Origin of the sequence: Hydrogenophaga intermedia, from assembly GCF_000723405.1 — a bacterium.
Classification (GTDB): domain Bacteria; phylum Pseudomonadota; class Gammaproteobacteria; order Burkholderiales; family Burkholderiaceae_C; genus Hydrogenophaga; species Hydrogenophaga intermedia.
The window spans coordinates 20,989-41,298 of the sequence record NZ_CCAE010000032.1 but is presented as its reverse complement, the minus strand read 5'-3'; the positions used below and the strand labels follow the sequence as shown (position 1 = coordinate 41,298).

The following is a 20,310-nucleotide window of genomic DNA, read 5'->3' as shown; positions in this document are numbered from 1 at the left end:
GTCATGCCTTCGATGGACGCCCCCCTTTCACCCTCGGCCCCGCCCGGCGCCGACCACCGCTGGTACCCCGTCGGCACGCACATCACCGTGCGCGGGCTCACCAAGCGCTTCGATGGCGTGACCGTTTACGAGAACTTCGACCTGGACATCGCCAAAGGGCGCATCACCTCGGTCTTCGGGCCCAACGGTTGCGGCAAGAGCACGCTGATCAACATGATCTCGGGCATCCTGCCGTTCGACGGCGGGCAGATCCTGTTCGAAGGCAAGGAGGCGCACGAAACGCGCATCGGCTACGTCTTCCAGAACTACCGCGAGGCGGTGTTCCCCTGGATGCGCGCCATCGACAACATCCGCTACCCGCTGCAGTTCCTGGACCTCACCAAGGCCGAGCGCCAGGCCCTGCTGGACCGCGTGGTGGACAGCTTCGACGTGTCCTTCGACCTCAACCGCTATCCGTACCAGATGTCCGGCGGCCAGCAACAGTTGGTCTCCATCATGCGGGCCCTGGTGGTGGAGCCCGAGGTGCTGTTCCTCGACGAGCCCTTCTCCGCCCTGGACTACGAGATGGTCATGTTCCTGCGCGGCATCCTGCAAAAGGTGCTCAAGGAGCGCGAGGTCACGACCCTGCTGGTCTCGCACGACCTGGACGAAGCCGTGCTGCTGGCCGACGAGGTGCTGCTGCTCACCAAGCGCCCCACGCGCGTGGCCGAGCGGCTGGTGTTCGACGCCCCGCGCCCGCGCAGCGTGGACACCACGATCACCCCCGGCTTCGTGCAGACGAAGACCCGGGCCCTGGAGGTCTTTCAGCGCGAGGTGCGGGCATGAACGCGAGGACATGGCTCAGGCGCCTGCGCCCGCTGCTGGGGGCGGTTCTGTTGATCGCTGGTTGGGGCGCCATCCACGCGGTCCAGCTGATCGACCCCGTGCTGCTGCCTTCGCCGATGGAAGCGGCGCAGGCCTTCTGGAGCGGCATGACCCAGGGCACGCTGGGCGCCGACTTCGGCAAGACCATCGTGCGCACGCTCAGCTCCTTCGCCATTGCCCTGGTGGTGGCGGTGCCGCTGGGCATCGTGCTCGGCGCCTCGCAGCGTTTGTACGAGTCGATCGAGTTCGCCATCGACTTCTTCCGGTCCACGCCGGCCTCGGCCATGTTCCCGCTGTTCCTGGTCATCTTTGGCGCGGGCGAGAAGACCAAGATCGCCGTGGCCGCCTTCGGCGCCGCGCTGGTGATCCTCTTCAACGTGGCCTACGGCGTCATGGGCGCCCGCAAGCAGCGCCAGTTGGCCGCGCGGGTGATGCGAGCGCCACGCTGGCGCGTGCTGACCGACGTGACCCTGCTCGAATCCATGCCGCAGGTCTTCGTGGGCATGCGCTCGGGCGTGTCGCTGGCGCTGGTCATCGTCATCGTCGCCGAGATGTTCATCGGCTCCACCGACGGCCTGGGTCAGCGCGTGATGAACGCGCAGATGGTCTTCGACATGCCCGAGATGTACGCTGCCATCTTCGCCGCGGGCGCCCTGGGCTATGTCATGAACCTGGTCTTCCTGCTCGCCGAGCGCCGCTTCGTGCACTGGGGCGGCAAGTGAACCCTTCGAACCGCGCATCCATGACCGACATCACCGACATCAACCGCCCCGACGTCCTCGCCGAGGTCAACGCCGCCTTCGACGCCTACGAACAGGCCCTGGTTGGCAACGACGTCGCCGTGCTCGACGAGCTGTTCTGGCAATCGCCCCTGACCCTGCGCTATGGCGCGGGGGAAAACCTCTACGGCTACGAGGCCATCCAGGCCTTCCGCCAGGCGCGCCCCAGCGCGGGCCTGGCTCGCACCGTCACAGCACGGCAGGTCACTACCTTCGGCGCGGACATGGCCGTCGCCAACATCGAGTTCCGCCGCGAGGGCAGCGATCGCATCGGCCGCCAGAGCCAGACCTGGGTGCGCATGCCCGAGGGCTGGCGGGTGGTGTCGGCGCACGTGAGCCTGATGGCCTGAAGACCCGCTGGCCGCCACCGCGCCATGAAAAACGCCCCTGCGAAGGGGCGTCTTTCGTGGGCCTCGGCGCGGTTCAATCGGCGCGGTAGTTCGGGGCTTCTTTCGTGATCTGCACGTCGTGCACGTGGCTTTCGCGCATGCCGGCGGCCGTGATCTGCACGAACTCGGCGCGGTCCTTCATGTCCTGGATGGTGGCGCAGCCGCAGTAGCCCATGCTGGCGCGCACGCCACCCGCGAGCTGGAACAGGATGGACACGACCGAGCCCTTGTAGGGCACGCGGCCTTCGATGCCCTCGGGCACGAGCTTGTCGGCATTGGGGTTGCCGGTGCTGCTTTCCTGGAAATAGCGGTCGGCGCTGCCCTGCTGCATGGCGCCGATGGAGCCCATGCCGCGGTAGCTCTTGTAGCTGCGGCCCTGGTAGAGGATGACCTCGCCGGGCGCTTCCTCGGTGCCGGCGAACATGCCGCCCATCATCACCGTGCTGGCCCCAGCCGCGATGGCCTTGGCGATGTCGCCGCTGTAGCGGATGCCGCCATCGGCGATGAGGGGGATGCCGCTGCCTTGCAGCGCGGTGGCCACGCTGTCCACCGCCATGATCTGCGGCACGCCCACGCCCGCCACGATGCGGGTGGTGCAGATGGAGCCCGGGCCGATGCCGACCTTCACCGCGTCGGCGCCGGCCTCGGCCAGCGCCAGCGCGGCCGCGCCGGTGGCGATGTTGCCGCCCACCACGTCCACCTGCGGGTAGTTCTGCTTGACCCAGCGCACGCGCTCGATCACGCCCCGGCTGTGGCCGTGCGCGGTGTCCACCACGATGGCGTCCACGCCGGCCTTCACCAGCGCCTCGACGCGCTCCTCGGTGCCTTCGCCCACGCCCACCGCCGCGCCCACGCGCAGGCGGCCGGCGCCGTCGCGCGCGGCGTTGGGGAAGTTGAGTTGCTTGGTGATGTCCTTCACCGTGATCAGGCCCTTGAGCTCGAAGGCGTCATTGACCAGCAGCAGCCGCTCGAGCTTGTGCTTGTTGAGCAGGACCTTGGCTTCGCCCGGCGTGGTGCCATCGGGCACGGTGATCAGGCGCTCGCGCGGGGTCATGATCTCACGCACCGGCAGGTCGTAACGGGTCTCGAAGCGCAGGTCGCGCCCGGTGACGATGCCCACCACCTTGCCCGCGTCCACCACGGGGAAGCCGGAGACGCCCAGCTCGTCCGACAGCTTCATCACCTGGCGCACCGTGGTGTCGGAGGAGATCACCACCGGGTCGCGCAGCACGCCGCTTTCGTAGCGCTTGACCTTGGCCACCTGGGCGGCCTGCTCGGCGGCCGTGAGGTTCTTGTGGATGATGCCCATGCCGCCTTCCTGGGCGATGGCGATCGCCAGGCGGGCCTCCGTGACCGTGTCCATGGCGGCGGACACGAGGGGCAAATTGAGCTGGATGTTGCGGGAGAAACGGGTGGCCAGCGAGGTGTCCTTGGGCAGGACCTGGGAGTACGCGGGCACCAGCAAAACGTCGTCGAAGGTGAGCGCGTTGCCGAGGAGGCGCATGAAGGGGTCTCCAAAAAGCGGATTGTAAACGTGGCCCCAAGGGTGAACCCTGAGGCCGGGAACGCTGCCGTCCGTTGCCTGGGGGCATCGCTTCGGCGGCGCCGGCGGCCCTGGCCGGCGGGGGCAGACATACACTGGCCGGATGCCGAAAACATCCCTCGCCCCCCTCGCCCTGCGCTCACTGGCCGCGCTCGCGGTCACGGCCGCAATGGCCTCCTCGGCCCTGGCCCAGTGGCAATGGATCGACAACACCGGCCGCAAGGTCTTCAGCGACACCGCGCCGCCGGCCAGCGTCCCGGAAAAGAACATCCTCAAACGGCCAGGCGCCCCCGCGCCGATGGCCGCCGTGCCCACGACCCCGGCCACGCCCGCGGCCTCAGAAGGCGCCGCCGCGCCGGCCGCCCCCCAGGCCCCTGGCGTCGACAAGGACCTCGAAGCCCGCAAGAAGGAGGCCGAGGCCGCCGAAGAAGCGAAGAAGAAGCAGGAGGCCGAGCGCTTGGCCCGTGCGCGCGCCGACAACTGCGAACGCGCCAAACGCGCCAAGGCCACGCTCGATTCCGGCCAGCGCCTGGCCACCACCAACGCCAAGGGCGAGCGCGAAATCATGGACGACGCGCGCCGCGCCAGCGAAGCGCAGCGCCTGCAGGACATCATGCGCAGCGACTGCTGAGCTCAGTAGCCGGCTTTGCTGTTGGGTCGGCGTTTCGAAAACAGCCCGGTGCTGCGCGCGCCCTGCCCCGCGAAGCGCTCGCGCCGCGCCACCTTGGGGTCCACGCGCAGGTCGCGCAGCAACTCCAGCCGGTCGCCATCGCGAAGGACCTGATCGGGCTCGCAACGGCGGCCCCAGACCGCCAGGCTCACGGTCTCGTTCAGCGCAGCGGTTTCGGGAAACCGCTCCAGCCAACCCGTGGCGCGCACGGCGTCCCGGGCGTTGGTGCCCTCGGGCAAGTCCAGTTCCAGCTCGTGTACCGTGCGCGGCGCGCTGGCGTACAGCAGGGTCACACGCATGACTCAGGCCGTGCCATAGACCTGGTCGGCGCGCTTGACGAAGGCGTCCACCAGGTTGCCCGCAATGCGGTCGAACACCGGGCCCACCACCGCGGCCAGCGCCCCGCTGGAAAAACCGTAGCGCAAGGTGAACTCCACCTTGCAGGCGCGCTGGGAGCCGTCACCCAGCGGCAGGAATTTCCACACGCCATCGAGCTGCGAGAACGGCCCATCGACCAACTCCATGTGGACTTCGCGGTCCTCCACGTGGGTGTTGCGGGTGGTGAAGCCCTGCTGCAGGCCGCCGATGGACATGCCCACGCGGGCCACCATGCCGTCGGCCGTGCGCTCCAACACGTCGGCGCGGTCGCACCAGGGCAGAAACTGGGGGTAGTGCTGCACGTCGGTGACCAGCGCGAACATCTCGTGGGCGCTGTGCCACAACAGCACGGACTTGTGAATGGTTTTCATACAATGCCGGTCCCGCGCGGCGAGCACGCCCACGGGCGCCGCGACAGGGCTTCGACGATTCTAGGGCGTGTCCCCGAGGCCCTTGTCGCCCGGGCTGATCGCCCCCACCTTCCCCTTTATGTCCACCTCCAGCAAACACCAACCCGGCGACAGCCGCATCGCCGAGAACAAGAAGGCGCTGTTCAACTACGCCATCGAGGAACGCTACGAGGCGGGCATGGTGCTGCAGGGCTGGGAAGTGAAGGCCCTGCGCGAAGGCAAGGTGCAGCTCACCGACGGCTACGTCGTCATCCGCGATGGCGAGCTTTTCCTCATCGGCTGCCAGATCAACCCGCTGCGAACCACCAGCACGCACGTGAGCGCCGAGGCCGCGCGCACCAAGAAGCTGCTGCTGCACAGGGCGCAGATCGACCGCCTCGTCGGCAAGGTGGAACAGCGCGGCTTCGCCCTGGTGCCGTTGAACCTGCACTGGAAGGGCGGCCGCGTGAAGTGCGAGATCGCCCTGGGCAAGGGCAAGGGCGAGCACGACAAGCGCAACACCATCAAGGACCGCGAGGGCAAGCGCGAGGTGGAGCGGGCGATGAAGGACCGGCAGCGTTGAGCTGGCGGTGCGCGCCGGCGCATCGGGGCGCGCGGCTCGTCTCTGTGGCCGGTTGCGGCATGGGAACGGCCCAAGGGTGGTGGGCACAGAAGGCGGCCAAATTTCACACCGCGCCTTCCATGACCAATAGACTCACCATCGGCCAGCGAATCTCACCCCCCTCGTCCTCCCGGAACAGCCCAAGACAGGACGCACCGCCTCCTCGTCCCGAGACGCCCACCCCGCCCAATTCGGCGCTGCAGACGAGTACCCTGAATCGACAGAGCGTGGTTCGCCGAATGCCGCTGGTGCCGCTGGCGCCGCGCGATCCATCCTCGCCCGAGAAACCCGGCACCACGTTCGAGCCCGGCCGCGATGACGCCGTGCGACGGACGCCGTCGAATCGCTTCCCGAGCGCCCGGACATCTCGCACCCTTCAACAGCGCCTGAAGCACAAGGAACCGGCCGCGAGCGGAGAACCCGTGAGGTCCGTGCCCGTCATCTCCGGCACGAAGGCCCGGAAGTACCGCGACGCACTGGCCGAACGCAGCGCTCAACTGATCGCCGACAAGGCCGATCGTCTTCCGAAGAAGGTTCGAACCGAAGAGCAAATCGTCGGCCTGATCGGTGCCGAAGACCTTTATGCGTGTGACAAGGAAGACCGGTACCTGGTGAAAGAGGCCTCCGGCATGCTGCGCGGCGAAAACGGCGCCACCCGGGCACTCTCAGCCTACCTTCAGCCTTGCGTCGAGCGGCACCTGAATAGCCAGGCCCTCACGGCGATCGACACAAGCCTGGCGTGGCCCATGGCCACGGACAACGCCACCAAGCTCGACACGAAGACCCTGGACGCCTGGCCGGACCAGCTCGGCGCCTTGTGCACCACCATCGACAACTACGCGCTGCTGGCCGCGCGCTTCATTCGCAGCATGCCCGATGGCATGGCCCGGATCCGGTCAGGGACCCTGCCGCTCGTGGAGGCGCGCTTTCCCGATCAGACCGAAAACAACTCGCGGCGGCTCGACGGCGCCCTCATCTGGCGCCCGCTGCTGGCCCCGTTCAACGACATCCAGGCCGCGGCAATGGAGGTCGCTCCGCACCTGAAGGCGTACATCAGCTTCTGCAACATGGTGCTGCAGAAACTGGTGTTTGGTCTGGAAGTGGAGGGCTTCGACGAGATGCCCGAGGCCTTGCAGGCGGCGATCGGCCGCGCACGCCTCACCATCGCCACGGAAATGCAGGACAAGCTGCACGCCGGGACCGACTGAGGCAAGATGCCGCACGACAACGCCGCCGCCGTCGAACGCCTGGCCCGGTACCTGGGCATCACCCTGTCCTTCAATGGTGACGGCGTCTGTGAACTCATCATCGACGGCGACGCGTCGATCACGCTCGAAGGTGATCCGCACGGCACGTCGCTGCGCGTCAATGGCGCGGTGGGGCATCTGCCAGACCCCCACGAACCCGAGGCCCTGCGCCTGCTGCTGCAGGCCAACTTCAATGGCCAGGGCACGGGCGACGCGTCCTTGGGTCTGGACCACGTGAGCGACGCGGTGGTGCTGGGCCGTACCGTGCGGATGGACGAACTCGGGCACGACGGCCTGGCGCCGGTCCTGGAAGCGTTTGCCAACGAGTTCGCCCATTGGCGAGAGCACCTGCCGCGCCTGATCCGCGACGCCGGCACGGTTCGCAACCCCTCGCCAGCGTCGATCCTGCGTGGGTGATGGGCGCGCGATCGCATCCGCCGGGAATAATCCGGTCGCGCCAGGCGTTCATGTCGAAGCAAAGCAACCGCTCTGCCTCGATACCCACCCGGAGAACGCGCCATGAAATCCCTGATGCCCATCGCCCTGGTCGCCGCCCTGCTCGGCGGCTGTGCCTCGATGCACGCCCAGCACCACTCGCCCGCCAAGGTCGCCGACGGCATGCTTGTCGGCCCCAACCAGATGACGCTGTACACCTTCGACCGCGACACGGCTGGCAGCGGCAAGTCGGTCTGCAACGGCCCCTGCGCGACCAACTGGCCGCCCTTCATGGCCGGCGCCAGCGACAAGGCCATGGGTGACTACAGCATCGTCACGCGCGACGACGGCGCGAAACAATGGGCCTTTAAAGGCAAGCCGCTGTACTACTGGGTGCGTGATTCCAAGCCCGGCGACAAGACCGGCGACGGATTCAACAACGCCTGGCGCGTCGTCAAGCCCTGAGCCGTCCACGGCCGCCCCAGCCGATGAGCCCACCCGATCTGATTGCCCAGATTCCCGCGCTGCGCCGCTACGCGCGCGCCCTGTGCGGCGACGCCTGGGCCGCCGACGACCTGGTGCAGGACACGCTGGAGCGCGCTTGCGGCAAATGGCGGCTGTGGGCCGTGGGCACCGACCTGCGGGCCTGGTTGTTCACCCTCATGCACAACCTGCACGTCAGCGGCGTGCGTCAGGCCCTGAGACGCTCGGCCGCGCTCCCGCTGGTGGACATCGACGATGCCGCCGAACCCGCAGCGCCCGACGCCGCGCAGGACCTGGGACTGGACCTGCAGCGTTGCCTGCTGCGCCTGCCAGAAGAGCAGCGCGCCGTGCTGCTGCTGGTGAGCCTCGGGGACATGAGCTATGAGCAGGTCGCCCGCATCACCGGCACGCCCATCGGCACGGTCATGTCGCGCCTGTCCCGTGCCCGCACGCGACTGCAGGCGCTGATGGACGCCCCGGCCACCGGTGCCCGGGCGGACGCCGCCTCCCCGCCCGCCCCGCACCTGAAGCGGCTGAAATAGCGCCGCCCCGCCGCCATGGACAAGTCCCCCTCCTTTCAACCGCTGAGCGACGCCGAGATCAACGCCCTGGTCGATGGTCAGGTCAGCGGCACCGAACGCGACGCCCTTGAAGCGCGACTGGCCCACGACGACGCCGCGCGCACGCGCCTGGCCACCTGGCAGACCCAGCGCGAAGCCCTTCGAGGCCTGCACCACGAACTGCTCGATGAACCCCTGCCCCCGTTGCTGCTGGACGCCGCCCACCGCCTGGGCGGCGCCCGCCAGCGCGGCGAGCGCGGATGGCGCTGGGGCGGCCTGGCCGCGGGCGTGCTGCTGGCCTTCGGCGCGGGTTGGCTCGCGCACGGCCAGTGGGCGGTGCCGGATGAAGCCCGGCTGACCGCGCGCGGACCAGCAACCGCCCTGCCCGCTTTCGCGCGCGACGCGGCGCTGGCGCATGCCGTCTATTCACCGGAGAAGCGCCACCCCGTGGAAGTGGCCGCGGCAGATCAGGAGCACCTGGTGCAGTGGCTCTCTCGCCGCACGGGCCGGGCATTGAAGGTGCCCGACCTGCAGGCCCAGGGCTATGCGCTGGTGGGCGGGCGGCTGCTGCCTGGTGAGGCCGGCGCGCGCGCGCAGTTCATGTTCCAGAACGCCGATGGGCAGCGCCTGACGCTGTACCTGGGCGCGGTGGATGCAGGCTTGCCCAACGCCCCCGGCGCCAGCCGCGAAACCGCCTTCCGCTTCGCGCCCGAAGGCCCCGTGCCCGCCTTTTACTGGGTGGACCAGGGCTTCGGCTACGCGCTCAGCGGCCCGCTGTCGCGCGAGGCGCTGATGGTGCTGGCGGAGGCCGTGTACCGGCAGATCTAGGACAGCGCCGCTTCAATTGTTTTCGGCCAGTTGGTCGAGGATCGCCGGGTTCTCCAGCGTGGAAACGTCCTGCGTGATGGCCTCGCCCTTGGCGATGGCGCGCAGCAGGCGGCGCATGATCTTGCCGCTGCGGGTCTTGGGCAGGTTGTCGCCGAAGCGGATGTCCTTGGGCTTGGCGATCGGGCCGATCTCCTTGCCCACCCAGTCGCGAAGCTGCTTGGCGATGGCCTTGGCCTCTTCGCCCGTGGGGCGCGAGCGCTTGAGCACCACGAAGGCCACGATGGCCTCGCCCGTGAGGTCGTCGGGGCGGCCCACCACGGCGGCTTCCGCCACCAGGTCGGTCTTGGCCACCAGGGCGGATTCGATCTCCATCGTGCCCATGCGGTGGCCCGAGACGTTGAGCACGTCGTCGATGCGCCCGGTGATGCGGAAGTAGCCCCGGTCGGCGCTGCGCACCGCGCCGTCGCCGGCCAGGTAGTAGCCCTTGAGCTCGGGCGGGAAATAGCTCTTCTTGAAACGCTCCGGGTCGCCCCAGATGGTGCGGATCATGGACGGCCAGGGCTTCTTGATGACCAGGATGCCGCCCGCGCCGTTGGGCACGTCGTTGCCCGCCTCGTCGACGATGGCGGCGTCGATGCCCGGCAGCGGCAGCGTGCACGAGCCCGGCACCAGCGGCGTGGCGCCCGGCAGCGGGGTGATGACGTGGCCGCCGGTCTCGGTCTGCCAGAAGGTGTCCACGATGGGGCAGCGCTCGTGGCCAACGTTCCGGTGGTACCACATCCAGGCCTCGGGGTTGATGGGCTCACCCACCGAGCCCAGCAGGCGCAGGCTGTCCAGGTTCCAGTTCTTCGGGTGCACCTTCTCGTCGCCCTCGGCCGCCTTGATGAGCGAGCGGATCGCCGTGGGCGCGGTGTAGAAGATGCTGACCTTGTGCTTCTCGATCATCTGCCAGAAGCGCCCGGCGTGCGGGAAGGTGGGCACGCCTTCGAACACCACCTGCGTGGCGCCCGCGGCCAGCGGGCCGTAGGCCACGTAGGTGTGGCCGGTGATCCAGCCGATGTCGGCCGTGCACCAGAACAGGTCCTCGGGCTTGAGGTCGAAGGTCCAGAGCATGGTGAGCCGCGCCCACAGCAGGAAGCCCCCGGTGCTGTGCTGCACGCCCTTGGGCTTGCCGGTGGAGCCGGAGGTGTAGAGCACGAAGAGCGGGTGTTCTGCGCCGACCATGGCCGGCGGGCACTCGGTGCTCTGGCCGGCGATGGCGTCCGTCCAGGTGATGTCGCGCCCGTCCACCATGTTGCAGGCCGTGGCGGTGCGCTGCAGCACGATGACGGTCTTGATCGACTCGCAGCCGCCCATGGCGATGCCTTCGTCGACGATGGCTTTGAGCGGCAGTTCCTTGCCGCCGCGCATCTGGTAGTTGGCGGTGATGACCGCCACGGCGCCGGCGTCCTGGATGCGTTCCTGCAGGGCCTTGGCCGAGAAGCCGCCGAACACCACGCTGTGCGTGGCGCCGATGCGCGCGCAGGCCTGCATGGCCACCACGCCTTCGATCGTCATGGGCATGTAGATGACCACGCGGTCGCCCTGCTTGACGCCACGGGCCTTGAGCGCATTGGCGAACTGCGAGACCTTGGCGAGCAGCTCCTTGTAGGTGACCGTCGTCACCGCGCCGTCATCGGCTTCGAAGACGATCGCCGTCTTGTTCTCCACCGGCGTGCCCATGTGGCGGTCAAGGCAGTTGGCCGAGGCGTTGAGCTGGCCGTCCTGGAACCACTTGTAGAAGGGCTTGTCGCTGGCGTCCAGCGTCTGCGTGAAGGGCTTCTGCCAGACCAGGTGCTCCCTGGCCAGGCGCGCCCAGAAGGCCTCGGGGTCCTTGTCGGCCTCGGCGCACAGGGCGTCATAGGCCTTCATGCCCGAAATGCGGGCGGCGGCCACGGTGGCGGCGCTGGGTTCGAACACGCGGTTTTCGACCAGGACGGACTCGATCGACGACGAAGGCGATGACATTCGGATGTCTCCTCGGCTGTTGTGCAGGAAAAGCGGGCCGGCGGCACTGTGCGCAAGGGCACTTACGGCCAACTGACACGGGGGCAAGGCTCCTACAATAACCGACGCTCGCGGTGCCCTTGTCGGCGCCGCTTTTTTGATTGCGCCCCACCATGACCGACCCCCTCAAGGCCGCCCGCCCGATCCGCCCCCTGCCCAACCTGATCTTCGCCAGCCGGTGGCTGCAGCTACCGCTGTACATCGGATTGATCGCGGCGCAGGCCATCTATGTCTTCCACTTCTGGGTGGAGCTGGTGCACCTGATCGAGGCCGCCTTCGGCAGCGAGGTGGCACTGAGCAAGCTGGTCAACAGCATCGGCTACAGGAGCGACGTGGCGCCGACCGCACTGAACGAGACCATCATCATGCTGGTGGTGCTGGCGCTGATCGACGTGGTGATGATCTCCAACCTGCTGATCATGGTGATCGTGGGCGGCTACGAGACCTTCGTGAGCCGCATGCACCTGGAGGACCACCCCGACCAGCCCGAGTGGCTGAGCCACGTGAACGCCAGCGTGCTGAAGGTGAAACTGGCCACAGCCATCATCGGCATCAGCTCCATTCACCTGCTCAAGACCTTCATCAACGCGGGCAACTACGAGGTGAAGGTGCTGATGTGGCAGACGCTGATCCACGTGGCCTTCCTGTTCAGTGCGCTGGCCATCGCGCTGGCGGACAGGCTGATGTCGGGGCCGGGTAGCCGCAGCCACTGACGGCCAGCGGAGGCTGCGGCCTCAGTGCAAGGCCCGGTAGATCGCGTCGGCCAGTTCGTCCGAGATGCCCTCGACCGTGGCCAGGTCTTCCACGCTGGCCGATGCCACCCCCCGCACGCCGCCGAAGCGCTGCAGCAACCGCGCGCGCTTCTTCGGGCCCACGCCCGGGATGTCTTCCAGTTGGCTCGCACCCACCCGCACCTTGGCGCGCTGCGCGCGCATGCCGGTGATGGCGAAGCGGTGCGCCTCGTCGCGAATCTGGGCGATCAGCATCAGCGCCGCCGAGTCGCTGCCCAGATAGACCTTGCCGCGCCCGTCGGCGAACACCAGTTCCTCCAGGCCCACGCGGCGGCCCTCGCCTTTTTCCACACCGACGATGCAGGCCAGGTCCAGCCCCAGCGACTGGAACACCTCGCGCGCCACGCCCACCTGGCCCTTGCCACCGTCGATGAGCACGATGTCGGGCATCCGCGGCCCGGCGGCGGGCATTTCCCCGCCTGAGCGAGCCTCGGCGATGGCCGACTCCTCGGGTCCGCGCAACAGCTCGTTCGGGTCGGCGCCCTCGGCCTCGACGGCCACCGCCACGTCCGCGCCTGCCGGCAGCGCGGCCTCGCCCGACTCGGCCTTCAGTGCCTCCGCGATGCGCCCGTAGCGCCGCGTCAGCACCTGGCGCATGGCGGCGTAGTCGTCACCGGGCGTGATGCCGTCGATGTTGTAGCGCCGGTACTGGCTGTTCTGCAGCTTGTGCCCTTCGAACACCACGCAGGACGCCTGCGTGGACTCGCCCGCGGTGTGGGAGATGTCGAAACACTCGATGCGCAGCGCCTCCAGCTCGTCGTCGGGCAATTGCAGCGCCTCGGCCAGTGCGCGCGTGCGGGCCTGCTGGCTGCCCTCTTCCGACAGCAGCCGCGTCAGCGCGATGCCGGCGTTCTTCTGCGCCATCTCCAGCCAGCGGCGGCGGTGCTCGCGCGGGTTGTGCACGGCATGCACCTTCTGCCCGGTCTGCTCCGACAGCGCCTCCAGCAGCGCCTTGCCCACCACATGGCTGGTGACCAGCACCGGTGGCATGGGCGCGCCCAGGTAGTGCTGGGCGATGAAGGCCTCCAGCACGCGCACCGCCGTGCGTTCGGACTCATCCACGGCGCCGCGCTCGGCCACGTCCGATGGCGCGCCCTCGGGGCCGTCGACGGCGTCGGCGGTGTTGGCCAGTTGCTCCTCGATGGCGCTGGCGTCTTCCACGTGCGCGGGAAAGTACGGCCGGTCGCCCAGGTGGCGGCCGCCGCGCACCATGGCCAGGTTCACGCAGGCGCGCCCGCCCTGCACCTTCACGGCCAACACGTCCACGTCCTGGTCGGTGCCGACCTCCATGCTCTGCTGGTGCAGCACGCGCGACAGCGCGCTCATCTGGTTGCGGATCTCGGCCGCCTGTTCGAACTCCAGCTTCTCGCTGTGGGCCAGCATGCGCTGCTCCAGCATCTGCAGCACCTGCTGCGTTTCACCGCGCAGGAAGCGCTCGGCGTTGGCCACGTCGTTCAGGTAGTCGGCCTGGTCGATCAGGTCGACGCAGGGCCCGCTGCAGCGCTTGATCTGGTAGAGCAGGCAGGGCCGCGTGCGGTTGGCGAAGACGGTGTCCTCACAGGTGCGCAGCTTGAAGACCTTCTGCAGCAACTGGATGGATTCCTTCACCGCCCAGGCGCTGGGGTACGGCCCGTAGTAGCTGTGGCGCTTGTCCACCGCGCCGCGGTAGTACGCCATGCGCGGGAACAGCGTGGAAGCGCTGGGCGCGCGGCCGGCCAGCGGGCGCTGGGCCTCGCGCGTGCCGGTGATCTTGAGGTAGGGGTAGCTCTTGTCGTCGCGGAAGAGGATGTTGAACCGCGGGTTGAGCGTCTTGATGAGGTTGTTCTCGAGCAGCAGGGCCTCGGCCTCGCTGCGCACCACCGTGGTTTCCAGCCGCGCGATGCGGCTGACCATGTGGCCGATGCGCGTGCCGTCGTGGTTCTTCTGGAAGTAGCTGGAGACGCGCTTCTTGAGGTGGCGCGCCTTGCCCACGTAGAGCAGTTGGCCCTGGGCGTCGAAATAGCGGTACACGCCCGGCAGTGCCGGCAATGCGGCCACTTCGCTGAGCAATTGGTCGGAATGCGCCTCTGACATGGGGCGTATTGTGGCGCCCCGCTTTCAGAACCCGGTCTCAGGACCGCAGGCGCGGCACAACGGCCCCCATCCCCCGCCGGGCGATCTGCCCCAGGCGGCGGAACACCGCGCGGTACGCGTCGCGGCGCTGCTCTCCGACCTGCCCCAGCGCCCAGGTGGCCAGCAGCACGCCGGCCAGCAGCGTCGCGTAGCCGGCCCAGCCCGCCGCGGTGACACCCGCCGCGCGCGCCAGCACCAGCAGGCTGAAGTGGATGAGGTAGAAGCTGAACGTGCGGTCCGCCAGCCAGCGGATGAGCCGCCCGGCGCGTTCGGAGAAGCCCCAGTCGGCTCCGGCGCAGCCGATGACGAATCCGGCGAACAGCAGGGCCGTGACGTAGTCGGACAGCACGTGCACGGTGGAGCCGGGCTCGAAGGGGAACGGCGCCCATTGCGCGATGGCCGCGTACAGGACGCGCGAAGCCTCGTCGGTGGCCGTGCGCGCGCCCGACAGGAAGAATGCTGCATAGGCCAGCGCGCACAGCAGCATCAGGGCTCGTGTCGGCCAGCGGCCCAGCCGCAGCGCATCCAGGTGGCGGCACAGCCACACCCCCAGGCACCACACCGGCAGCAGCATCAGCACGGCCGGCCCCATGGCACCCAGCACCAGCAAGAGCAGTGGCCAGCGCCACCAGCCGCGCGCGTACACGAACACACCAAACAGCGCGTAGTACCAGACCTCGTAGGCCAGGGACCAGTACGGCTCCATGCTGAAGGGCTGCCAGGAGCCGAACCAGCCCTCGCCCAGGAACAGCCAGTGGTACGGCGGCACCAGCACGGCATGGGGGTACTGCCAGGCATAACCCGCGTAGGCCTCGGGGCCGATGCGCAGGCCGATGGTGTCGAGCAGCAGCGCCAGCAGCACGGCGGGAATGGCCACCGAATAGATGCGCGAGACCCGCGCCAGCGCGTAGTGCCCCGCGCTGCCGTGGCGCGAGCGCGTGCTGTACGCGATGACGAAGCCCGAGATGACGAAGAAGGCGATCACCGCATCGTCGGCCGAGCGGTGCCAGGTGAACGACAGCGCCTCGGGCGCCAGGCCGAGCACCACCGAATGCCCCACGTAGACCGCGAGCGCGGCCAGCACGCGGCACAGGTCGAGCCAGATCGACAGCGAGGGAGAGAGTGTGGTGGCGGTGGCGGGTGGGCTCGCGGCGGACATCCGCTCAGTATCCACGCCAGCCGGCCCAGGTGCGCCACAACTTGGCCTTCGTTGCGTCGCGCTCGGGGTTCACACCCACCGGCCCGGGCCCCAGGCCCACGCGGCGCAGCACCTTGCGCGCGCGCTGGTTGAAGTTGAGCGCATCGCGCCAGTCCACGGTCTGGGGCGTGTTGAAGATGATGGACATGGAGATCGACACGTCGTCGGGCCCGTTGTGCACGTGGTGCCCGGCCACGAAGGGGATGTGCAAGGCCTGCCCGGGCTCGAACCAGTAACGGGTGCTGACGCCGTCCTTCTCGGGTGTCCAGGGCAGTTGGGTGCTCACGTAGGAGACGTAGTTCTCGCGGTCGGGCGAGGTCACCACGCGCTCATCCCAGGGGTCGGACACGGTGACCCACTTGCTCCCGCGGAACTGCATCAGGAAGGTGGAGTAGCGGTCGATGTGGAACGGCGTGACGCTGTTGGGCGAGGCGATGAACAGGTAGAGCTTGGGCGAGATGGCCTTGTCGCCCACGCCGCGCTCCCACATGAGGGCCTGAACATCATGGATCAGGTCCTGGTAGATGTCGGCGAAGCTCTCGTCCACCTGCGGCGAGTTCACCATGATGTAGCTGTCGGACTCGCGGATGGTCTCGATCGTTTCCGCGACCGAGCGGTCCAGCGGCCGCTGCTTGAAGGTCTTCTCGAAGTTGTCTTCGGTGGCCAGGCGCCGCGTGGCGTACATCACCTGCCCCGGCGGCAGCCGGGGCAGCACCCGGCACAGGCTCTCCAGCGACAGGGCCGGATGCCCCATCAGCTTGTGGCCGCAGACAAACGATCCACGGTCGACGAGTGAAGCGTCGACACTGTCATCGAAACAGCGCAGCATGCCGAATCCTCCTGCAGCCCCATGGCCACATTCCCTTCCAAGCCCTGCCCCCGTCGCATCCGCGCCTCTGTCGGCGCGTGTTTTGCGGCATTCTGCTCGCCACCCCCGATGCTGCCAAGGGGTACCACCCCGGGTTCCCGCAGAATGCCAGGTTTCGCACACATCCAAGGCAGCGCGTGAACTCCACCCGCAAGAAATTCGGTTTTCAGCTCATCTTCAGCAACGCGGAAGTCGCCGGGCACCTGGTGTTGAGCATGGTGCTGGCCCGCCTGCTGGACCCGGACGACATCGGCGTCTACTCCATGAGCGCGGTGCTGGTGGCCGTGGCCCACCTGTTTCGCGACTTCGGCGTCACCGCCTTCATCAAACGGCAAAAGGAACTGAGCGAAGAGACCCTGCGCTCCGCCCTGGGCGTGGTGATGTGCACCTCTTGGACGATGGCCCTGGTCATGTTCCTGAGTGCGCCACTGTGGTCGGGCTTCTTCCACGAACCGCGCGTGGAGAACGTGGTGAAGGTGCTGGCCATGGGCTTCGTGCTCATTCCCTTCGGCGCCCTGCCCGGCGCCATCCTGGTGCGCAACATGGAGGTGGTGCGCACCGCCAAGGCCGGCATGATCGCGCTCAGCGTCTACTTCACGGTGTCCGTCGTGCTGGCGCTCAAGGGTTTCGAGCACATGACCATGGCCTGGGCCAGCGTGATCAACATCGCCACCCACATCACGGCGGTGCGCTTGCTCTCCACCACCAAGACACCCTGGATCCCGGGCTTCAAGAACTGGGCCCGCGTGGCCAACTTCGGCGTAGGCGCCATGATCACCTCGGCCATGACGGCCATCGACAACGCGATTCCCGACATCGCGCTGGGCCGCCTCAGCACGCCCGCCAACGTGGGCTTTTTCAGCAAGGCCAATTCCACCATCAATATCGCCAGCAGCGGCGTGATGCCGGCGGTGAACTACTTCGCCCTGCCCTACATGGCGCGCCTGCACCATGGCCAGGGCGACGTGGCGGCCGAGGTCTGCCGCGTCACCTCGTACCTGGCCACGCTGCTGCTGCCGGCCATGGCCATGACGGCGCTTCTGGCCAATGAGGTGATCTTCCTGCTCTATGGCGCCAAGTGGCTGCCCAGCGCCGTGGCCGTTCCCTGGCTCTGCATCTCGGCCGGCCTGGGCGTGCTGTTCTCGTTCGTACCGGCGGCGCTCATGGGCATCGGCAAGCCGTACGTGGCGGGCCTGCCCATGTTGATGCTGCTGGGCCTCAAGGCCGTGTTCATCGGCCTGCTGTTCGACGGCACGCTGCAGAGCTTTGCCGAGGCCATGGTGGTGGCGCAGGTGCTCACGGTGCCCATGGGGCTGTGGATCCAGTACCGCTACCTGGGCATCGCGCCCCTGCGCTGGCTGGCCATGGCGGCGCCGGTGGTGGGCCTGACGCTGACGCTGTTGGTCAGCATGCTCGCGCTCAAATGGGTACTGCCCGCTCTGCCCGCCTGGGCCATGTTGCTGGCGCTGGGCCTGCCGGCGGCGATTGGCTGGGCGCTGCTGCTGCGGCTGTTCGGCCTGCCGGTGTATGGGGAGTTGCGCACGCTGTTCGTGCGCTGGCGCAAGAGCCGCGCCTGAGCCATTGGCGCTCAGCTTCGTTCGATGGGGCCGGGTGCAATGGTGGCGGCGCGCAGGCGCTTGAGCTGGCTCAAGGCCCAGAACGCGGCCGAGCGACCCATCAGGCAGCCGCGGCGAAAGGACTGCGCGAACTCACGCGCCGCGACGGCGGGGTCGCCCGACCAGTAGTGCGTGTAGCCGTGGTCGAAATGCGCGCGGCCCAGGCGGTAGCGGTAGTGCAGCCGGGGCAAGCGGCGCCCGTCGGGGTCGCTCAGGCCCCAGCGCTCGCGGGCGCGCTCCAGCAGTTCGGCCAGGTGGTTGCGCTCGATCATCTTGTGCATCGCGCTGGCGGGGTGGATGCGGTAGATGGCCATCACCGCCGAGAAGCCCTGGATACGCGCGTGGCGCGAGCAGCGCAGCCAGAAATCGTAGTCCTCGCCGCGCTCCATGCTTTCGTCGAAGCCGCCGGCCGCGCGGTAGACCTCACGGCGCATCAGCGGCGTGATCATGCCCAGGGTGCAACCCATGAGGATGCGCGTGTACATCCAGCCGTGCCAGTCGGGATTGGGTTGCGCCAGGGTCTGCGCATCGGGAAAGTGCGCGGACGGATCGGGCCAGGTGCCATCGGGGTCGGGGCGCCAGCGATAGATCTCGCCGAACACAATGCCGAGGTCCGGGTGCGACTCCAGGTAGTCCACCTGCATGCGCAGCTTGCCGGGCACCCACAGGTCATCCGCGTCGATGAAGGCAAAGTAGTGTCCGCGCGCCTGGGCCATGCCGAGGTTGCGCGCGCGCGAGACGCCACCGCGCGCGCCGTCGATCACGCGCACGCGCGGGTCGATGCGCTCCAGCGCAGCGTAGTCGCCATCGCTGGAGCCGTCGTTGATGACGATGAGCTCGAGGTCTTCGTACGACTGCGACAGCACGCTGTCGATGGCGGCGTGGATGTAGCGCATGGCATTCCACGCCGGCATGATCACCGAGACCGTCGGCTCCACCGTATTCACGCCGCGCTCCCCGCCAGCGTGGCGCGCCCGGCGCGGGCCTGCGCGCGCTCGTGCTCGCTCAGGCGCTGGCGCAGGTGCACCTGCAGCACCGCCATCAGCATGACCATGAGGTAGGCCACCTCGAGGTAGGCCACGCTCACGGCCGCGCCACCCACCATGTACGCCATGACGGCCAGCATCAGCATGTCGCCCAGGTCGCGCGCCCAGACGTAGTCGGGGCCCAGGCGCGTGGCCATGCGCTTGACGGAGAAGCGCGCCAGCAGCGGCATGGAGAAGATCAGCAGATAGAGGAACAGGCCCAGAAAGCCCAGGTCGCCCATCACCTCGAAGTACACGCTGTGCGCGGCCTTGGCGAGCACGAACTCGGGCTCGGGCATGTTGAGGAAGTCCAGCAGGCTGGGGGCGGTCTTGAACTGCTCCCACACGTACTGCACCTGCACCGCATGGAAACCGCCGCCGAAGAAGGGGTGTTCCAGCGCCAGTGCCGAGCTGATTTTCCAGGCGTGCACGCGGCCCATGAAGGAGTCGTCCTCGTTGGCGTCGCCGATGGTCTCCAGCCGGTTCACCACGGAATCGGGCACGAACTGCCACAGCAGCAGGCCCAGCGCGAGCACGATGAACAGCGTGCGCCAGCGGTGGCGCGAGGTGAGGATGAGCCAGAAGGCCACCACCGCCAGCGCGACGAAGCCGCCGCGCGAACCGCCGCCCATGATGGCCAGCACGATGATCACGAACAGGGCCAGGAAGCCCCAGCGCGCGAAGCGGTGCACGGAGTGCAGGTAGAGGTAGTAGGCAATGGGCAGCACCATGGCCAACGCAGTGGACAGGTGGTTGCGGTCGTAGAGCATGCTGCCGGCCGGGCCGTACATGTTGTGCGAGCCGCCCGAGACCACGGTCTTGAGTCCTTCGATCATGCCGTGCAGGCCCAGGCCGAAGACCACCACCAGCAGCATCAGGTGGATGTGCATGCGCGACTGCACGAACATCGGCATGAGCATGCTGAAGATCAGGCCCTTCATGAGGATGTCGTAGTACTTGGCGTTGTTGCCGTTGCCCCCGTAGCCCGTGAGCCAGGAGATGGTCGCGTGCAGCAGGAAGACCAGATACAGCGCGACCGCCCAGTTGAAGCGGTACTGGCTCCAGTCCACGCGGCGCAGCACCACCAGCAGCAAGGTGATGCCGGCGAAGATGAAGTTCACCCGCGCACTGGCCATGAAGCCGAAGAGGAAGCCCGTGGGGATCATCGCGGACGTCCAGCCCCAGAGCATGTAGGCGTTGAAGGGGCGCAGGAAGGCCAGCGGCACCAGGGCCAGCATGGCCAGGGCGAAGAACAGGTCACGCACCGGCACGCTCCTTGCGCCGACCATTGGCTTTGCCATTGGCCTTGCCCGGCGGCGGCTCGGCCGGGGCGTGGGCGTCGTGCACGCGGTACTGGAAGTAGCCCAGGTCGTCGGGCCGCGGGCGTTTCGGGTCGAGCTTGTAGACGCGCCAGCAGAGGTAGGTCATGCAGGCCACGTCGAACATGAAGATGAGGGCTTCCATGCG

The 20,310-nt window shown here is 68.2% G+C and carries 22 protein-coding genes; 12 read left to right on the top strand and 10 right to left on the bottom strand.

Annotation, left to right across the window (positions count from 1 at the left end; all coding sequences use genetic code 11):
* Positions 1-3 precede the first annotated feature (3 nt).
* Genes BN948_RS16910 through hpxZ form a run of 3 tightly spaced genes read left to right on the top strand, consistent with a single transcriptional unit; the run spans position 4 to position 1,993 of the window.
* On the top strand, positions 4-825 hold the full coding sequence (locus BN948_RS16910; RefSeq protein WP_035622680.1) for an ABC transporter ATP-binding protein: 822 nt from the start codon (positions 4-6) through the stop codon (positions 823-825).
* Entirely contained in the window at positions 822-1,586 is a 765-nt protein-coding gene (locus BN948_RS16905; RefSeq protein ID WP_009515700.1) for an ABC transporter permease, read from the top strand. The genes BN948_RS16910 and BN948_RS16905 overlap by 4 nt, the downstream gene beginning before the upstream one ends.
* A 20-nt stretch (positions 1,587-1,606) precedes the next feature.
* Entirely contained in the window at positions 1,607-1,993 is a 387-nt protein-coding gene (gene hpxZ / locus BN948_RS16900; RefSeq protein WP_009515701.1) for an oxalurate catabolism protein HpxZ, read from the top strand.
* A 73-nt stretch (positions 1,994-2,066) separates the two neighbouring features.
* On the opposite strand, the gene guaB is transcribed toward hpxZ, so the two are convergent.
* Positions 2,067-3,536 (bottom strand): IMP dehydrogenase, encoded by a 1,470-nt coding sequence (guaB, locus tag BN948_RS16895; protein WP_009515702.1) that lies wholly within the window; start codon positions 3,534-3,536, stop codon positions 2,067-2,069.
* Between the two features lie 142 nt (positions 3,537-3,678).
* Between guaB and BN948_RS16890 the strand changes: the two genes are divergently transcribed.
* Positions 3,679-4,206: a DUF4124 domain-containing protein gene (locus BN948_RS16890; RefSeq protein ID WP_009515703.1), complete on the top strand. Its 528-nt coding sequence runs from the start codon at positions 3,679-3,681 to the stop codon at positions 4,204-4,206.
* A gap of 2 nt (positions 4,207-4,208) precedes the next feature.
* On the opposite strand, the gene BN948_RS16885 is transcribed toward BN948_RS16890, so the two are convergent.
* Positions 4,209-4,544, bottom strand: a complete 336-nt coding sequence (locus tag BN948_RS16885; protein ID WP_009515704.1) for an RnfH family protein — start codon at positions 4,542-4,544, stop codon at positions 4,209-4,211.
* Positions 4,545-4,547: 3 nt separating this feature from the next.
* Complete coding sequence (locus BN948_RS16880; protein ID WP_009515705.1) at positions 4,548-4,994, bottom strand: type II toxin-antitoxin system RatA family toxin; 447 nt, start codon at positions 4,992-4,994, stop codon at positions 4,548-4,550.
* Between the two features lie 118 nt (positions 4,995-5,112).
* Here BN948_RS16880 and smpB point away from each other — a divergent pair, with 118 nt between their 5' ends.
* The 6 genes from smpB to BN948_RS16850 all read left to right on the top strand — a co-directional run bounded on the left by smpB (position 5,113) and on the right by BN948_RS16850 (position 9,187).
* The gene (smpB, locus tag BN948_RS16875) at positions 5,113-5,595 is read left to right on the top strand and encodes an SsrA-binding protein SmpB (RefSeq protein WP_035622677.1); all 483 of its coding nucleotides are present in this window, start codon (positions 5,113-5,115) and stop codon (positions 5,593-5,595) included.
* 278 nt (positions 5,596-5,873) lie between these two features.
* Entirely contained in the window at positions 5,874-6,842 is a 969-nt protein-coding gene (locus BN948_RS16870; protein WP_009515707.1) for a hypothetical protein, read from the top strand.
* A gap of 6 nt (positions 6,843-6,848) precedes the next feature.
* On the top strand, positions 6,849-7,298 hold the full coding sequence (locus tag BN948_RS16865; protein ID WP_009515708.1) for a type III secretion system chaperone: 450 nt from the start codon (positions 6,849-6,851) through the stop codon (positions 7,296-7,298).
* Between the two features lie 102 nt (positions 7,299-7,400).
* Entirely contained in the window at positions 7,401-7,781 is a 381-nt protein-coding gene (locus BN948_RS16860; protein ID WP_009515709.1) for a COG4315 family predicted lipoprotein, read from the top strand.
* 23 nt (positions 7,782-7,804) lie between these two features.
* Entirely contained in the window at positions 7,805-8,341 is a 537-nt protein-coding gene (locus BN948_RS16855; RefSeq protein ID WP_009515710.1) for an RNA polymerase sigma factor, read from the top strand.
* Between the two features lie 15 nt (positions 8,342-8,356).
* Positions 8,357-9,187, top strand: coding sequence for an anti-sigma factor family protein (locus BN948_RS16850; RefSeq protein WP_009515711.1), 831 nt, complete (start codon positions 8,357-8,359; stop codon positions 9,185-9,187).
* 12 nt (positions 9,188-9,199) lie between these two features.
* On the opposite strand, the gene acs is transcribed toward BN948_RS16850, so the two are convergent.
* A complete protein-coding gene (gene acs, locus BN948_RS16845; RefSeq protein WP_009515712.1) occupies positions 9,200-11,194 on the bottom strand; it encodes an acetate--CoA ligase in 1,995 nt (664 codons plus the stop codon).
* 152 nt (positions 11,195-11,346) lie between these two features.
* On the opposite strand from acs, the gene BN948_RS16840 reads away from it, so the two are divergent.
* Positions 11,347-11,946, top strand: coding sequence for a YqhA family protein (locus BN948_RS16840; protein WP_009515713.1), 600 nt, complete (start codon positions 11,347-11,349; stop codon positions 11,944-11,946).
* Between the two features lie 21 nt (positions 11,947-11,967).
* On the opposite strand, the gene uvrC is transcribed toward BN948_RS16840, so the two are convergent.
* Genes uvrC through BN948_RS16825 form a run of 3 tightly spaced genes read right to left on the bottom strand, consistent with a single transcriptional unit; the run spans position 11,968 to position 16,163 of the window.
* Complete coding sequence (gene uvrC, locus BN948_RS16835) at positions 11,968-14,097, bottom strand: excinuclease ABC subunit UvrC (protein ID WP_009515714.1); 2,130 nt, start codon at positions 14,095-14,097, stop codon at positions 11,968-11,970.
* A gap of 37 nt (positions 14,098-14,134) precedes the next feature.
* The gene (locus BN948_RS16830) at positions 14,135-15,295 is read right to left on the bottom strand and encodes an acyltransferase family protein (protein ID WP_009515715.1); all 1,161 of its coding nucleotides are present in this window, start codon (positions 15,293-15,295) and stop codon (positions 14,135-14,137) included.
* Positions 15,296-15,299: 4 nt separating this feature from the next.
* Positions 15,300-16,163: a cupin-like domain-containing protein gene (locus BN948_RS16825; RefSeq protein ID WP_009515716.1), complete on the bottom strand. Its 864-nt coding sequence runs from the start codon at positions 16,161-16,163 to the stop codon at positions 15,300-15,302.
* 176 nt (positions 16,164-16,339) lie between these two features.
* Here BN948_RS16825 and BN948_RS16820 point away from each other — a divergent pair, with 176 nt between their 5' ends.
* Positions 16,340-17,779, top strand: a complete 1,440-nt coding sequence (locus tag BN948_RS16820) for an oligosaccharide flippase family protein (protein WP_035622674.1) — start codon at positions 16,340-16,342, stop codon at positions 17,777-17,779.
* Between the two features lie 11 nt (positions 17,780-17,790).
* On the opposite strand, the gene BN948_RS16815 is transcribed toward BN948_RS16820, so the two are convergent.
* Genes BN948_RS16815 through BN948_RS16805 form a run of 3 tightly spaced genes read right to left on the bottom strand, consistent with a single transcriptional unit; the run spans position 17,791 to position 20,307 of the window.
* A complete protein-coding gene (locus tag BN948_RS16815; protein ID WP_009515718.1) occupies positions 17,791-18,765 on the bottom strand; it encodes a glycosyltransferase family 2 protein in 975 nt (324 codons plus the stop codon).
* Entirely contained in the window at positions 18,762-20,108 is a 1,347-nt protein-coding gene (locus BN948_RS16810; RefSeq protein WP_009515719.1) for a putative O-glycosylation ligase, exosortase A system-associated, read from the bottom strand. Before BN948_RS16810 ends, BN948_RS16815 begins: the two co-directional genes overlap by 4 nt.
* Positions 20,101-20,307 carry a hypothetical protein gene (locus BN948_RS16805; RefSeq protein ID WP_009515720.1) on the bottom strand — a complete coding sequence of 69 codons (207 nt, stop codon included), beginning with the start codon at positions 20,305-20,307 and terminating at the stop codon, positions 20,101-20,103. The genes BN948_RS16810 and BN948_RS16805 overlap by 8 nt, the downstream gene beginning before the upstream one ends.
* Between the last annotated feature and the right edge of the window lie 3 nt (positions 20,308-20,310).

Coding starts and splice junctions, on each gene's coding strand:
- BN948_RS16885 (WP_009515704.1), bottom strand. CDS start 4,544: ATGCGTGTGACCCTGCTGTACGCCAGCGCGCCGCGCACGGTACACGAG.
- BN948_RS16805 (WP_009515720.1), bottom strand. CDS start 20,307: ATGGAAGCCCTCATCTTCATGTTCGACGTGGCCTGCATGACCTACCTC.
- BN948_RS16880 (WP_009515705.1), bottom strand. CDS start 4,994: ATGAAAACCATTCACAAGTCCGTGCTGTTGTGGCACAGCGCCCACGAG.
- BN948_RS16850 (WP_009515711.1), top strand. CDS start 8,357: ATGGACAAGTCCCCCTCCTTTCAACCGCTGAGCGACGCCGAGATCAAC.
- hpxZ (WP_009515701.1), top strand. CDS start 1,607: ATGACCGACATCACCGACATCAACCGCCCCGACGTCCTCGCCGAGGTC.
- BN948_RS16825 (WP_009515716.1), bottom strand. CDS start 16,163: ATGCTGCGCTGTTTCGATGACAGTGTCGACGCTTCACTCGTCGACCGT.
- uvrC (WP_009515714.1), bottom strand. CDS start 14,097: ATGTCAGAGGCGCATTCCGACCAATTGCTCAGCGAAGTGGCCGCATTG.
- acs (WP_009515712.1), bottom strand. CDS start 11,194: ATGTCATCGCCTTCGTCGTCGATCGAGTCCGTCCTGGTCGAAAACCGC.
- BN948_RS16855 (WP_009515710.1), top strand. CDS start 7,805: ATGAGCCCACCCGATCTGATTGCCCAGATTCCCGCGCTGCGCCGCTAC.
- BN948_RS16860 (WP_009515709.1), top strand. CDS start 7,401: ATGAAATCCCTGATGCCCATCGCCCTGGTCGCCGCCCTGCTCGGCGGC.
- BN948_RS16905 (WP_009515700.1), top strand. CDS start 822: ATGAACGCGAGGACATGGCTCAGGCGCCTGCGCCCGCTGCTGGGGGCG.
- smpB (WP_035622677.1), top strand. CDS start 5,113: ATGTCCACCTCCAGCAAACACCAACCCGGCGACAGCCGCATCGCCGAG.
- BN948_RS16890 (WP_009515703.1), top strand. CDS start 3,679: ATGCCGAAAACATCCCTCGCCCCCCTCGCCCTGCGCTCACTGGCCGCG.
- BN948_RS16910 (WP_035622680.1), top strand. CDS start 4: ATGCCTTCGATGGACGCCCCCCTTTCACCCTCGGCCCCGCCCGGCGCC.
- guaB (WP_009515702.1), bottom strand. CDS start 3,536: ATGCGCCTCCTCGGCAACGCGCTCACCTTCGACGACGTTTTGCTGGTG.
- BN948_RS16865 (WP_009515708.1), top strand. CDS start 6,849: ATGCCGCACGACAACGCCGCCGCCGTCGAACGCCTGGCCCGGTACCTG.
- BN948_RS16830 (WP_009515715.1), bottom strand. CDS start 15,295: ATGTCCGCCGCGAGCCCACCCGCCACCGCCACCACACTCTCTCCCTCG.
- BN948_RS16840 (WP_009515713.1), top strand. CDS start 11,347: ATGACCGACCCCCTCAAGGCCGCCCGCCCGATCCGCCCCCTGCCCAAC.
- BN948_RS16870 (WP_009515707.1), top strand. CDS start 5,874: ATGCCGCTGGTGCCGCTGGCGCCGCGCGATCCATCCTCGCCCGAGAAA.